Raw genomic sequence first — 14,291 nt, forward strand, 5'->3', positions numbered from 1 at the left:
AAAATGCCAAGCGTTGGGAATCCGTCTTGAACGCTTTGTTATGTTGCTAGTTGAATAGGTCATTTAGAGCTTCAACTGATAACGCCCACCCTAATTGACGCTGTGGCATTCTATTGATAGTTGCTGTAATTTCAGAAAGGTCACAATGTTCAAACCCACCCTCCGCATGGATAAAATCTTGGAATAACGACATCTTTTCATTCATATGCCCAACTAATTTTCGGCTATCAGTTTTTGTAAAGCCAATCGCTGCCGGAGCATTTTCAAACGAAGCTAGGATCTCTCTTGGTGCGTTTTCTAACTCTAAAAGGTTCAGCAGCCCACTTTTGAAGGCTTCATGAAAGTATTTAGATTCTGATTTCCTAAAGCCAACCAAAATGAAAGACATCAGAGTCTTTTCTTCCATGAAAAATAGACACTTACGACGCTCCTGAGTGAATGTGTGCATATACCAATTCCCCAGAACATGAGATTCACTGTCAACTTCGGATAAGTCTTGGGCTTTTAAACCAAGTAGATCTTGAGACTTCTTAGTGCAACGCAATTGATACATAGTTGGAATTCTCACTAATAATAAGGGCTTACCCATCAGTAGAGCATATTGGTAGCTGATTGCAACATAGACATAATGACCCCCACGAGGTGCTAGCCTCCAATATCGTGGGTTAGCTTAAAGCCAGAGCCATAATTAGTGTGACTAAACAACTAAATTTGGAGGCTAGCATGAATAACGATAGCATAATTTTCATTGGCTTAGATACGCATAAGTCCTTTATCCAAGTCGCAGTTCTGCAAGGTCATCGTGGTGCTCAACCACAACAACTTGGTCGCATTAAATCTAACAAGTCGGCGTTGGTTAAATTGGCCCAGCAACTCCAATCAAAATATCCTAAAGCTACCTTTCATTTTATCTACGAGGCTGGCCCATGCGGATACTGGACTTATCGCCTGCTCACAAGCCTTGGGCACTGTTGCTTTGTTATCGCGCCATCACTCATCCCCAAAAAGCCTGGTGACCGAGTGAAGACTGACAAACGCGATGCCGCTAAGCTTGCCAAACTCTTCAAGGCTGAACAGCTCACACCAATCTACGTTCCAGAAGCCGAAGATGAAGCCATACGAGATCTCTCAAGAGCCAGAGAAACCGCCATGAAAGATCTTAAGGACGCTAAGTTCCAACTCAAAGGCTTCCTACTTCGCAATAATGTTCAGGCAACGGTGAATGACAGCCGGTCTAAAAAGCATCTACGGTGGCTGACAGACCTCATCCTCCCTCACCATAACCAACAAATCGTTCTGCAAGAGATGATCATTACTATCAGTGAACGAATGCAAAGACTTTAGCGACTCGATAATGAACTGCTCCATCAGGTAAAAAATTGGCGATACTACCCTGTGGTCAAAGCGGTTCAAGCCATGAGAGGCGTGCGATTGCTGGTCGCTCTCGGCACCATCGCCGAACTTGGTGATTTACGGCGGTTTGATCATCCCAGAAAGCTGATGGCTTACCTTGGGCTCGTTCCGACCGAAAGCTCTAGTGGCGGCAAAACTCGACGAGGCAGCTTAACCAAGTGCGGGAACAGTCGAGCAAGACGACTATTGGTGGAGGGTGCACATACCTACAAGCATAAAGCCAATATCTCTGTAGAGCTCCAACTGCGGCAAGAAGGACTGCCCAAGGAGATCGTTGATATTGCTTGGCAAGCACAGCAACGATTATGTCGACGTTACCAACGACTGCTTCAAAAAGGTAAACATAGGAATGTTGTGGTCGTGGCTATCGCTAGAGAAATGATCGCCTATATCTGGGCTATCGCAAGAGAGGTTGTCGTAAGCGACGTTGATCCCAAAACGCGCATCGCAAGGCTACCTGCATGAACAACGAATTAGTGTTATCGCAAAGGATGAAGCATCGGGTGTGGCACAACCACCGACGGCGTTAGGACGGCAATAGAGCGTAAGCTGTATTGAATCACGAGCATAGACTGAAGACAGGTGCTACGACGGAATAAGTAAGGTAGGCTCTGCTCACCAGTGGTGAGTAATCCACGTATATCAGCATGAGAACCGACGACATTACTTGCTTCACCTATGCGGTAACACTACTACTGATTTACAAGTAAGGCTCTGGAAATGTGGGAGCAGAAACTTCTACGTTTTAATTGACAATGGGGGTCATATCAACGCCGCGTTAAGTGGTGAGCAACGCCAACCACCCTACCTAAACCATTGTGACATAAACACTTAACCCAAAGTAAGCCGAAAATGCCAAGCGTTGGGAATCCGTCTTAAACGCTTTGTTATGTGCGTACTAGAGACTGAGTGAAATACTTTTATCTTCATTTACGGTGAAACCAAATCGTTGATACCAAACAGTTAACTTTTGTTCATCTCCATGCACTTCACCGATAATTTCCGAAGATCCAATAGATTTACAATGCTGGATTACTTGGGTGAGCAAGGCTGTACCATAGCCTTTGCCGCGAAATGATTTAGTCCACTTGATAAAAGGAAGAAACCACCAAGGAGTATATTCAATTTCATCAACGATGATATCTTCGATTTTTGCGACATTTCCAGTTAAAGAAACATGAATACGCCCAACATTGGAACCACTTTCATAGAGGATATAACTGAATGAATTTTCAGTATTTCGGACTAACTCCATTTCCATATTTCCTCCAAGCACATAACGCCGCATTAAGTGGTGAACAACGCGATCACCCAACCTTAAACCTTGCCACTTTTAGCACTGAAGCTGACCTAAACTGAAATTGCCAAGCGTTGAGAATCCGTCTTAAATGCTTTGTTATGTTTTAGCACAATTCGTTGATTTACTAGGTAAAGAACTGCGATGCAGACCTAGATTTCTGAACCAAGTCACAAGCTCGAGCTCACTTGACCGGCAGATGCGCCAAAGCCAAAAACGAGTAAGCCCACTTCCCTGCTAATGAGGCAACTCGACCAAGTCTCAACAAGCGCCCTTTCTTAGCAGCAACAGCGCAGAACAATGGCGATTTGCCGAGGCAACTGCCAAGGTTATTGGCTGATTGGGAAATATGCCCAAAGCGACTTTGAGCCAGAGAAACTCGACGACCAAACCACCCGAAAACTTGAATGAAGCAACCCGCGAACCTTGGCATGTCTTACGAGTGAAGTGATTCAAGAATTTAGGCAGACAATAGTGTTTTTCTGAGTCTATTCAGAACGAATGGCTAAAGGGGCAAAGAACGATTCAAAGGCATTTAAGCCATTGAAACCTCAGTAAAACATAACGCCGCATTAAGTGGTGAGCAACGCTAGCCACCAAAACTAAACCATTGTTACATAAACACTTATACTGAAGTAAGCCGAAAACGCCAAGCGTTGGGAATCCGTCTTAAATGCTTTGTTAGGTTTAATTATTTCCCCGTACTCAATTTGGCAACAAGCACCGAAGACACTAAAGCTGAGTCTAGGTATGCTCTAACGTTAATGATTTTCTCATTCTCAAACTGGCAAACCCAACAGTAACGATTATTAAAGTGAACTTGCGTTTTTGTATATGAGTCAGCAACCAGTTCAACCGCCGCTTCATTACCATCAGTAAAACAGTTGAGAACTTTAAGTGCTAACTTTGATTCCAAGACTTCGTTTAATCTTGCTATAGTCCCATCGATAAATGACTGTTTTGTATAATAGACTCCAGCAAGTGGATGGCTGCCGGTTACTTCCCACTTAACGTCATCGCTGACATGTGCGAAAAAGTCTTCTGGTCTACCGTTCTCCAGATATGAGAAAATTTCTACAATTCTATTTTTGGTGATCACTTGATACATTCCTTGTAAGTGATGAATTTGATATGAAACCTAACATTGTAATAGACACCAAAATGGTGCAATTAAATCCACCACAATGTCTCATAATATTCTATTCATTTTTCACTTTAGTGAGCAACATCTTGTTTTCATAGCTTTTATAATGCTTCTCTCAAAACAGTTAAGATGTAAAACACCAAAACGCCTTTGATACACATTATACGTCAGAATAAATTAAACTGGATATATTTACAGTATTAAGTAGGCCATTAATAAACATGAAATCTCCATTCCTAAAGATGATACAAGAGAAAATGTATCTCAAGCGTTATGCCAAACGAACGATAGAAACATACCTTTACTGGATATCAGCATACATACGATTTCATCACATGCGTCATCCATCCACTATGGGTGACACAGAAGTTGAGGCATTTCTCAACCATCTTGTTAATGAAAAGAATGTGGCAGCAAACACTCAATCACTAGCTCTTAATTCCTTGGTATTTCTCTATAAAGAAATCGTTAAGCAACCATTATCGCAAACGCTTAATTTTGTTTCGAGTCAGAAAAAACAAAAGCTGCCCGAAGTATTAACACACAGTGAGATAAAGCGTTTTTTAGATCACTGTTCACCTAAACACTACCTCGCTTGCGCATTAATGTATGGCAGCGAATTACGGCTCATGGAAACCATGCGCTTGCGCGTCAAAGACATTAACTTTGATTACCATTGCATCAATATAGTCGACGGTAAAGGAGGAAAGAACCGCATAGTCACACTTGCGCCCGAACTATTCCATGCGCTACGAGCCCAAATTAATCATGTGAGTTATGTGCTGAGCCTTGATAACAACAATCCAAACTTTTCCGGTGTTTGGATGCCAAATAGGCTCAGAGACAAGTATCGGTCACAAGCACAAACTCTACCTTGGCAATACCTATTCCCATCGCAAAACTTAAGCACCGATCCTGAAAGCGGTTTACTGCGCAGACACCATATTGATGAAAAACAAGTCCAAAGGGCCGTAAGAAAAACGACCGAGCTCGCCAAAATCAATAAACATGTAACGCCACACACATTAAGGCACTCATTCGCGACACACTTGCTTCAATCTGGAGCCGACATTCGCACTGTACAATCACAACTCGGTCACTCAGATGTTAAGACCACACAGATTTATACGCATATCTTACAAAATGGTGCACAAGGAGTAACAAGTCCACTGTCGAGGATTTAATTGTTAGCATGATTAATATCGAGTTGGCTCAACGGTTTACCGCTCAAATGCTGATAACTTAAGTAGCTGGCTAAATGACAGATACGAAAAAACACGCCGTTAAGCGCTTTCTTTTCAATAACTTGGTGTTGTGGGAAGCTTCAAGAGAGATTGGAGCGTACTGCGGGAATCGAACCCGCATCATCAGCTTGGAAGGCTGAGGTAATAGCCATTATACGAAGTACGCTATGTCTTGAAGACCCAGCTAATATGCCACAATTTTGAAAAATGAAAAGCGTTTTTTTCGATTAAGTGATTCAAATGCTTGGAATTTAAACAAATCGATCAATTTAAAAGCTTATTAGCTCTGAGTGGTTATTTTTAAATCACCAGAAAACTCCATCAATAGCAAAACGGGAATAGCAAAACAGGGTATCGCCACGTAACGTAGAAAAATGGTTGCGGGTTAGTGAGTAAGTTCGCTGAGTAAGGAGAACTACGTGATAGGACGAACGAACGTAGGCAATGCAGCCACAACTTCAAGTATGACGGTTGTATTGACGACAGGTATATTGCAGAGATAAAAAAATCCCCCGATTTTCATCGAGGGACAATATTCTATTACGAAAGCAATAAATTAGATATTTGCTGCTTGTACGTACTGCTCTAACTCTTGGTTAGAAACAGTTGTAACGTACTGATCGTTTACGTAGAACGCTACATCGTTCTCCCCTTTTACGCCACGTAGTTGCTTAGTTGTACCGTCGATGTAAGAAATGTCCATTTGCATGGTGTTTTCATCAATCTGCATCATTGTCGCGTTGTCGATTTCAACATTGCTTGATAGAGGTACGTTTTTCAGTGCTGGATCAAGCTGACCATTTACTTTGATGTAGTTTTTAGTTGGCATATCAACAACAGCAGGAGACTTACCAGAAATTGGGTTAGTACCAGTCCAGAATTCAATTGCGTTGAAAATGAATAGATCCACCGTACCTGTAAGGCCGTATACAGGAGATAAAAGAAGGAACATACCCTCACGTGCGTAACGGTTATCTACGATTTCTAGGTTGAACTTAGATACTAGACCTGTTGTTGCCATTTGGCCCATACAACCTGTTAGTGAAGAAATACCAAGGCCAACTACAACCGCTGTTTTAAGTGCTTTAAGTTTCATATTTACTACCAAAAAATAAAAGTCGCAGGATGCTACCTGCGTCGGTCACTTTTTCAAAGCAGAAATTGACTTAATTGACACAAAAATTACTTACTTTATTTTATTGTTTATTTTCAGACTATTAGTCGGTTAAGGCAAAATAAATGTACAACATTTGTGCAAACGGTTTGCCCTTCTATTTTTTACACCATCGCAACAACCGCCCTCTTTATCTTTAATCACCATCAATCTATTCATTCGGTTCCATCAATTTCATAACATCACCAATTAATTTGTTTATTTTTGGAAAAAAGAGATTCCAATCACATATTTATTGGTTATAATCCGCGCCCATTGCGATTTATGTTGATAAACGCAAACTTATTTTTAAGATTTAGTCTGTTAACCCATCCTCTTTTTGAGGACAAATGAGAAAAGAAATGAGCAAGATTGATAAAGCAAAAAGCATCCTGTTGGCAGGATTCTGTATCAACCTTTGTCTTGGCATCCTGTATGCTTGGAGTGTGTTTAATAAAGCGTTAGTGACACAAGGTTGGAGTGCTGCAGAAGCATCTGCACCATACGCAACAGCAACTATCACTTTCTCTATCTGTCTACTTGTTGCTGGTATTCTTCAAGACCGCATGGGTCCACGTAAAATCCTTATTTTAGGTACTGTTCTTACTGGCCTAGGTTTGATTGCATCTGGCTTTGTAGAGTCTCCAATGATTCTAAACATCACTTTTGGTGTAATCACTGGTGCTGGTATCGGTTTCGGCTATGCGTGTCTAGCACCATCAGCAATGAAATGGTTCCACTCTTCTAAGAAAGGTATGGTTAACGGTCTTATCGCGGCAGGTTTCGGCCTTGCAGCTATTTACCTAGCACCTTTGACGTCTATGCTAATTACAAACGTAGGCATCGAGACTGCGTTTATGATTCTTGGTGCCGGTGTTCTTGTTATTGCTGTTCCACTAGCGTGCACAATCAATAACCCACCAGCAGGTTACACACCTGAAGAACCAAAAACGAAAGAAGGCGAAGCACCTAAAGCTGTTAAGAAGTCAAACGACATCAGCTGGAAAGTAATGCTAAAAACACCACAGTTCTACTCTCTGTGGGTTATGTATGCATTCGCAGCTTCTGTTGGTCTAATGATCATTGGTAACATCACCAACATCGCTAGTGTTCAAGCAAACCTACCTAACGCGGTTTACCTTGCTTCACTTCTTGCTATCTTTAACTCTGGTGGTCGTGTGGCTGCAGGTATCCTATCTGACAAGATTGGTGGTATCCGCACTCTACTACTTGCGTTCATTTTGCAAGGCATCAACATGGTGTTGTTCGCGACATTTGATTCTGAATTCACGCTAATTATCGGTACAGCTGTTGCGGCAGTTGGTTACGGTACGCTACTAGCTGTATTCCCATCAATTACAGCTGAATACTACGGCCTGAAAAACTACGGTACAAACTACGGTGTACTATACACATCTTGGGGTATCGGCGGCGCGATCGGTGCGGCTATCGTTGGTTACTCAATGACTAACGGCGGTGGTTACAACCTAGCTTACACTATCTCAGCTGCGATGATGGGTGTGTGTATCTTCCTTGCTTTCTTCACAAAACCTGTGAAAGTAGCAGCTACAGAAGAAGCGCAAGCTACCGCATAATTCGATATCTGAATTAGAAGAAGGGGCTTAATCTTTAGATTAAGCCCCTTCTTTATTTGTTTACCAAGATCTTAAACTTTAAACTGAACTTGGTTGCTAAGGATTATGTTTAAAAAAACAAAATGTGACATTGTCACAAAAATAAGGGTTGGAGTCTGATTATCTACAGCAGATTTCTTTTTACAAGCAACCCAAACCCCCAGTATTCCTCTCCTATATTTCCACTAACAGAATTCTCTATTGCGCTCTTTTCCTGCATTTTGACAACAATTAGGTATACTAATAAATAAATTCGAATAACTTACAACATCTTATGAATTTACGCCCTTTTGTTATCTTTCTTACTCTCGCCATTATTGGTGGCTGTGCGACCTACGCCGGATTCAATTACGATCAACTGTTCGGCCCAAGCCAAGTTCAAAATAGAACCGTGTCTCTAAGCAGCCCTGATAGCGATTTCTTTATGGCGGATGTCAAACCTATTATTGATAATCGCTGTGTGGTTTGTCATGCCTGCTATGATGCGCCTTGCCAACTGAAACTCTCTTCAGTTGAAGGGATTGATCGTGGCGCGACTAAAGAGAAGGTCTATCAAGGGACTCGTTTGACGGCCAGCAAGCCCACTCGTTTATTTGAAGATGCCCAAACGACACAGCAATGGCGAGAGTTTGGATTTCATCCGGTGTTGAACGAACGTGTTCAAAATCCCGTTGCTAATACTCAAGCCGGACTTATCGCACGTATGCTAATGCAGAAAGAACAGCATCCTTTGCCTAATCAAGTTCAGTTAGAGGGGTTCGATTTTTCCATCGACCGAGCAGAAACATGTCCGACGATCGAAGAGTATGAGCAATACCAACATGACAATCCGACATGGGGAATGCCTTATGGCATGCCAAACCTTACTCCAGTAGAGTATTCAACTCTGATGCAGTGGTTAGAAAATGGGGCGGCCATGAATGAGCACATCCCTCTTTCTTCTGAACAGCAAGCACTCGTCGCCCAATATGAGCGAGCGCTCAATCTGGATGCATTAAAGAACCAATTAGCCGCTCGCTATATTTATGAGCACCTTTATCTTTCTCACCTCTATTTTTCTGATCTCTCAGAGGCAAAGCCACGGTTTTTCACACTGGTGCGTTCAGCAACCCCTCCCGGTGAACCCGTACAACGCATTGCGACGCGCAGACCCTATGACGATCCGCAGGTAGCGAGAGTTTATTATCGAATCATTCCAGAGCAAGGAACGATTGTTGATAAAACTCATATGCCTTACGCGCTCAATCAAAAGCGCATGCAAGATTGGAAGCAATGGTTTTTTGATGCAGACTATACCGTCACCCAATTACCAAGTTATGAAGCTGATGTTGCTGCAAACCCAATGACAGCATTCACAGATATGCCGGTGAAGTCGCGCTTTAAGTTCATGCTTGAAGATGCACAAAACACCATTAATGCCTTTATTAAAGGCCCTGTGTGTCGTGGCCAATTGGCGTTGAATGTCATCAACGACCATTTTTGGGTGTTCTTTATTGACCCTGACAAGTCTGATATCCCTGCGGTTAATGCTTTCTATCAATCCCAAGAAGCTAACTTAAAGCTCCCAGGGGAACTTGAGAGTAACACCCTCCCTATCGGTAATTGGGTCGCTTTCTCACGCCAACAAGCTCGTTACTTAACCGCAAAATCTGATTTTATTAACCAATGGTTTAAAGATGGTCGCCATCTCACGACAGATATCATCTGGGATGGCAATGGTACAAACCCGAACGCAGCGTTGACCGTATTTCGTCACTTTGACAGCGCATCTGTTGTACAAGGGCTAGTTGGAGAACCACCAAAAACAGCATGGGTTTTGGATTATGCCTTGTTAGAGCGTATTCATTATCTTTTGGTTGCAGGCTTTGACGTATACGGTAACTTTGGCCATCAATTAATGACACGCATGTTTATGGATTTTTTGCGTCTCGAAGGTGAGAGTAATTTTGTTGCCCTACTTCCCCGTAATGTGCGCCACGTTGAACAATCAAGCTGGTATGAGCATCAAAGCCCTCAGCTTAGCAGTTTTCTTCAACGAAATGTCCAGCCGTTCGATCAACCAACTCAAGTTCCTTACCACACGAATAATCCGAAGGCAGAATTGTACCAATTACTCAAAAGCGAGCTAAAGCCCGTTCTGAACGACCGTTTTAATATTGTCGGCACTGGCTTTACCCAAGCCAATGAACAACAACTCCAAGCTGTCGCGAACATTCAAGGTGCAGGACTGGTGCATGTGCCCCAAATAATGATGTTGATGATACAAAGCGACCAAGGTGATCAGCAGTTATTCACTTTGCTACATAACAACGCCCACACCAACATCTCTAGCCTATTCGACGAGGAAAGTAACCGCGATCCAAAAGACGACACACTAACGTTGGTAAAAGGAGTGATCGGAAGTTACCCTGCTGCGTATCTATCCTTACAAGAGAATCAAATTCCACTGTTAGTAAAAATGTTGAACCAAATCGAAACCGAACAAGATTACGTTAAGCTGTTGGATGAATTCGCTATTCGCCGTAGTAGCGCTGATTTTTGGCCATTTAGCGATCAAGTTCATCGCTGGTATCAACAAAATCAACCGATCGAATTTGGATTACTTGACTACAATAGATTTGAGAATAGGTAGAACCGTACAACCAAGCGCACACGATGCGCAGGGAGGTAGGTATGAGTATCAAAGACAACATTAAAGCAATCGAACAGGAGATCTATGTCGCTTGTTCAGAAGGGGACTACGATACGGTGAACATGCTGGAACATCAGCTAGAAATGTTACGCGGTAAAGCAGAGCACCCTTTTGATGATGATCCTTATGCACCTGAAGGAAAGCTATATCAAGATAATGATTGGTAATCATCCAATAGACCGAGTATGACTCGCCCTTGATTTAGCCTTTATATCACGACATTAAAGCCTCCTAGAGATTGGAGGCTTTCTTATTTTATAACTAAATAATCATCGACTAACATTTAAAAATTAGCATTAACCAAGTGCCACTTGCACTACACCATAACGTTTCAGTTTGGCTAGCCAACTATTGACCTGATCATCCGTAGGAACGGTGGTATTTACAGTATAATCACGCCCTACTTCTGTTGCCTTACCTTTACCAAGATTATGATAAGGAAGTAATTCAACCTTACGTATGTTTGCCATCGATTTCGACACTTCAGCTATAGCTTTAAAGTGTTCATCAGATCCGTTGTACCCTGGTATTACTGGGCATCTTAAAATAACCGCAGCATTAATGTCATCTAGACGTTTTAGATTTAAATCCACCAAACGTCGATTCATGCCAGTTAGTGTTTTATGAAGTTGATCCCCCGTGGCTTTGTAATCAAACAAAAACAGATCAACGAATGGTGCTATTTCTTCATAATATTCGGTTTTCGATGCACCATTAGTTTCAATACAAACATGAATACCATGCTGCTTACATTTTTTTGCGAGCGCGAGAGAGAAGTCAAATTGCTTTAAAGCTTCGCCACCTGAAAGCGTAACGCCACCACCTGATTTATCAAAATAGACTTTATCTTTGATAATTTCGGCAAATACATGATCTACGCTCATGCTTATGCCATAGATTTTTAGGGCATCATTCATACATACATCGACACAAAGCCCACATGCGACACAATCTTCAAACGCAACGCTGTGCTTCCCTTGTTCATCGAATCGATGAACGCCATTAGGACATACACGCTCGCATGAGCGACATCCGATGCATTTATCCTGATTAAAACCTAATTGCGGCTTTGTGCTTAAAGATTCAGGATTATGACACCAAACACATTTCATTTGGCATCCCTTTAAGAACACTGTTGTACGTATGCCAGGGCCATCATTCACACTGAACTTCTGTATATCAAATACAATGCCCTTTATATTGTTGGCATTCGAGGTCATCATTTCATACATCATCAAACTTACCTATATGAAAAGAGGCGGTCCCAGTGAACTCTAGAACCACCTTAAACAACTAATCGTTAAGAGTTCGACTTAATACTTCAAGTTGAACATCTTTATCCAAATTGACAAATTTGGCACTAAATCCGCCAACACGCACAACAAGGTTGGGGTATTTTTCAGGGTTATGATATGCATCTTCGAGTTCACCTTTACCAACAATACTAACCATCAATTGTGGCCCGCCTTGTTCGAAGTAACCGTCAATTAAAGTTTCAACAATCATGCGCTTATTATGGAACATTGTTTTACTGAATTTTATATTCTGCACAGAACCTGCGTGAACATCTGCCTTTAGCTTCACCAACGAATTCAACATCGCAGTTGGACCATTTTTATCTGCTCCACTTTGCGGATTGTTTGCGTTACTCATGTAGACACCACGTAGTCGTCCATCTGCGGAAGCACTAGTTGCACGTCCCCACTCAGTATTAACTTGGTTGTTAATAATGACGACAAGGTAACTATCCATCCCGACCTTAACCGCTGAGTCTTTGATCCCATTACAAACGTATTCATGCATTTCGACCGCAATATCATCGACATAAGTATCGTCGTTACCAAATTTCGGGGCACAAATCAGGTCGTACTGTAAACGTTCATGACCTACAAAGTTAACTCGTAGCGCCTCTATTAACTCTGTATAGCTGTACTTTTTATCGTCAAAAATAACTTTCTTTATCGCGGCTAATGAATCATATGCGTTAGTGTTGCCATACGTTTCATTGGTACCACCAAGCTTATATACACCGCCATCTAACAGCGCTTTACTGCGTCCAATACAGTCATCTGTCAGCATACTCGTAAACAAAAAGCCGACCTGTTGATTCATCACTTGATAAGAGAATGCCTGCGCTGTTGATGTCAACTCAATGTAGTAGTCCAACAGATCTTTATAATTCGACATTACGTCATCAAAACAGGTTACTTGCGATGGCTGAAGTAACTGGGTCCCACCAGTTTTATTTTGGCCATCCCAAAAATCAATACCACCAGTTAGTGCGATATTTAGAATCTTAAGGATATTGATACAAGTATTTGGCGTTCCGACGCCTCTTCCAGACAAAACAAACTCACCACAACCAAACGGAACATATTGCTCTGCATCTTCTTGAGAGACTTGCATAGAGTTCATGACAGCAGGGACGTTGACGTCATCATTATAAAGGATGGGATACGTGAGCCCCTCACCGATAGCATCAAGGGCATCTTGGTAAACCCCCTGATCCATATCTTTATAAACACGTAGAGTAAACTGTGGTTCTGTATCTTTATTTTCACGAACAGCTTGTATCGCCAACTTACAATAAACATCGGCGTTAGTTGGATTTCGGCGGCCTAGCCCACCAACGATAACACGGCCATTTACCGTCGTTTTTCTCGCCTCAATCAATCGATAATGCGATCGTATATAGTTAATCGCTTGGCGCTCAGTAATGTGCTTAGCATGCAAGTCAGCAACTAAAAGGTCACCAAGATAGTCATCCATACGTCCAAAATTCACTACACCTGAACATAAACTATATAGCCAAGTCAGTTGGATACCTTGTAGAAAGGTTTGTGGTTTTTCAGAACGTACGACACTCAGAGCATCAATTAAATCATTCATCTGATGTTTTCGTGTTAAGTCAGTCGTTGATGACAACTCTTTGCTGCATTGAGAAATATGAAAATCAATGACGTTCTCTAAAATATCTAAACTACCAAGAAATGCTCGATGTAACGATATCGCTTTATCATCATTGACCAATTCAACACAGTTCAATTTTTCACAAATCAGTCTACGCATCCCTGAAATACCCAGATCAACCAATTTGTTGTAATCTAAGTACATACCACTAAGACGTGCTGTTGCTATTGCAGGAAAATTCACGTCTACGAATTTACCTAGAGTTGTTTCTGTCAGAGTTTGACTAAAGTAGATTGTTCGTGTGTCGTGTTCTTTCCAATACTCTAACAAAGCATCAATACGGGCATGCTCTTTACTAGGTAATGCCTCTTTGATTTGCTCAAGTTTATCAAAATTACAGTAATGTCCTACGCCCCCCACTGATGTCACACAGCCAAAACCGATTGGAAGTGCGTCTAAGCGACCAACGATAATGTCTTCTGCTTCCATTTGTCGGAACAACACCGGATATAGTTGACCTAAACAGGCAACCTCTCGTTGATACACATCGGCCTCACTACGATGAGCTTGCGTATAAGCCTCCATGATACCCAATTGCATTTGCAACGGTTTCTCACATGGGATTTTTTTATTGACATCAACTTGACTCGGATTGTTCTCAATTTTGGATGACATGGCAAAGCTCCTATTAGTCTTTCTCCCAACACGATAAAACCACACATAAAATATGTAAATACAAATATTCAAGATTCCACAAAAACATGAACTGGATCATGCATCGTGATTTATTGCTTATAGCTTTGT

10 protein-coding genes, 1 tRNA gene and 1 pseudogene are annotated in these 14,291 nt (G+C 41.8%); 5 read left to right on the forward strand and 7 right to left on the reverse strand.

What is annotated here, in order from left to right; all coding sequences use genetic code 11:
* Positions 1–46: 46 nt before the first annotated feature.
* Positions 47–553 (reverse strand): DUF6933 domain-containing protein, encoded by a 507-nt coding sequence (locus DZ860_RS03370; RefSeq protein ID WP_120029478.1) that lies wholly within the window; start codon positions 551–553, stop codon positions 47–49.
* Positions 554–723: 170 nt separating this feature from the next.
* On the opposite strand from DZ860_RS03370, the pseudogene DZ860_RS03375 reads away from it, so the two are divergent.
* Positions 724–1,878, forward strand: a pseudogene (locus DZ860_RS03375) (IS110 family RNA-guided transposase).
* 433 nt (positions 1,879–2,311) lie between these two features.
* Here DZ860_RS03375 and DZ860_RS03380 read toward each other — a convergent pair.
* Both DZ860_RS03380 and DZ860_RS03385 read right to left on the reverse strand, forming a co-directional pair.
* Entirely contained in the window at positions 2,312–2,674 is a 363-nt protein-coding gene (locus DZ860_RS03380) for a GNAT family N-acetyltransferase (RefSeq protein ID WP_165862837.1), read from the reverse strand.
* A 727-nt stretch (positions 2,675–3,401) separates the two neighbouring features.
* On the reverse strand, positions 3,402–3,809 hold the full coding sequence (locus tag DZ860_RS03385; RefSeq protein WP_207890584.1) for a nuclear transport factor 2 family protein: 408 nt from the start codon (positions 3,807–3,809) through the stop codon (positions 3,402–3,404).
* Between the two features lie 266 nt (positions 3,810–4,075).
* On the opposite strand from DZ860_RS03385, the gene DZ860_RS03390 reads away from it, so the two are divergent.
* Positions 4,076–5,038 carry an integron integrase gene (locus DZ860_RS03390; RefSeq protein WP_120029481.1) on the forward strand — a complete coding sequence of 321 codons (963 nt, stop codon included), beginning with the start codon at positions 4,076–4,078 and terminating at the stop codon, positions 5,036–5,038.
* 151 nt (positions 5,039–5,189) lie between these two features.
* Here the strand turns inward: DZ860_RS03390 and DZ860_RS03395 are convergent.
* Positions 5,190–5,264: transfer RNA gene (locus DZ860_RS03395), tRNA-Gly, on the reverse strand.
* A 390-nt stretch (positions 5,265–5,654) separates the two neighbouring features.
* On the reverse strand, positions 5,655–6,194 hold the full coding sequence (locus tag DZ860_RS03400) for a DUF3332 domain-containing protein (protein ID WP_120029482.1): 540 nt from the start codon (positions 6,192–6,194) through the stop codon (positions 5,655–5,657).
* 419 nt (positions 6,195–6,613) lie between these two features.
* Here DZ860_RS03400 and DZ860_RS03405 point away from each other — a divergent pair, with 419 nt between their 5' ends.
* The 3 genes from DZ860_RS03405 (at position 6,614) to DZ860_RS03415 (ending at position 10,744) form a co-directional block, all read left to right on the forward strand.
* Positions 6,614–7,846, forward strand: a complete 1,233-nt coding sequence (locus DZ860_RS03405; protein WP_120029483.1) for an L-lactate MFS transporter — start codon at positions 6,614–6,616, stop codon at positions 7,844–7,846.
* A gap of 313 nt (positions 7,847–8,159) precedes the next feature.
* Complete coding sequence (locus DZ860_RS03410; protein WP_120029484.1) at positions 8,160–10,517, forward strand: fatty acid cis/trans isomerase; 2,358 nt, start codon at positions 8,160–8,162, stop codon at positions 10,515–10,517.
* 41 nt (positions 10,518–10,558) lie between these two features.
* Entirely contained in the window at positions 10,559–10,744 is a 186-nt protein-coding gene (locus DZ860_RS03415; RefSeq protein ID WP_120029485.1) for a hypothetical protein, read from the forward strand.
* A gap of 129 nt (positions 10,745–10,873) precedes the next feature.
* Here the strand turns inward: DZ860_RS03415 and DZ860_RS03420 are convergent, their stop codons facing one another.
* Together DZ860_RS03420 and DZ860_RS03425 are read right to left on the reverse strand one after the other, a co-directional pair.
* On the reverse strand, positions 10,874–11,812 hold the full coding sequence (locus tag DZ860_RS03420) for a glycyl-radical enzyme activating protein (RefSeq protein ID WP_120029486.1): 939 nt from the start codon (positions 11,810–11,812) through the stop codon (positions 10,874–10,876).
* Between the two features lie 58 nt (positions 11,813–11,870).
* On the reverse strand, positions 11,871–14,162 hold the full coding sequence (locus DZ860_RS03425; protein ID WP_120029487.1) for a pyruvate formate lyase family protein: 2,292 nt from the start codon (positions 14,160–14,162) through the stop codon (positions 11,871–11,873).
* Positions 14,163–14,291 lie beyond the last annotated feature (129 nt).

Source organism: Vibrio sinensis (assembly GCF_003605645.1).
GTDB lineage: Bacteria > Pseudomonadota > Gammaproteobacteria > Enterobacterales > Vibrionaceae > Vibrio > Vibrio sinensis.

Bases quoted from the DNA above. Each gene is read 5' to 3' on its own strand.
- DZ860_RS03370 (WP_120029478.1), bottom strand. From the start codon at position 553: ATGTATCAATTGCGTTGCACTAAGAAGTCTCAAGATCTACTTGGTTTA.
- DZ860_RS03380 (WP_165862837.1), bottom strand. From the start codon at position 2,674: ATGGAAATGGAGTTAGTCCGAAATACTGAAAATTCATTCAGTTATATC.
- DZ860_RS03390 (WP_120029481.1), top strand. From the start codon at position 4,076: ATGAAATCTCCATTCCTAAAGATGATACAAGAGAAAATGTATCTCAAG.
- DZ860_RS03400 (WP_120029482.1), bottom strand. From the start codon at position 6,194: ATGAAACTTAAAGCACTTAAAACAGCGGTTGTAGTTGGCCTTGGTATT.
- DZ860_RS03405 (WP_120029483.1), top strand. From the start codon at position 6,614: ATGAGCAAGATTGATAAAGCAAAAAGCATCCTGTTGGCAGGATTCTGT.
- DZ860_RS03410 (WP_120029484.1), top strand. From the start codon at position 8,160: ATGAATTTACGCCCTTTTGTTATCTTTCTTACTCTCGCCATTATTGGT.
- DZ860_RS03415 (WP_120029485.1), top strand. From the start codon at position 10,559: ATGAGTATCAAAGACAACATTAAAGCAATCGAACAGGAGATCTATGTC.
- DZ860_RS03420 (WP_120029486.1), bottom strand. From the start codon at position 11,812: ATGATGTATGAAATGATGACCTCGAATGCCAACAATATAAAGGGCATT.
- DZ860_RS03425 (WP_120029487.1), bottom strand. From the start codon at position 14,162: ATGTCATCCAAAATTGAGAACAATCCGAGTCAAGTTGATGTCAATAAA.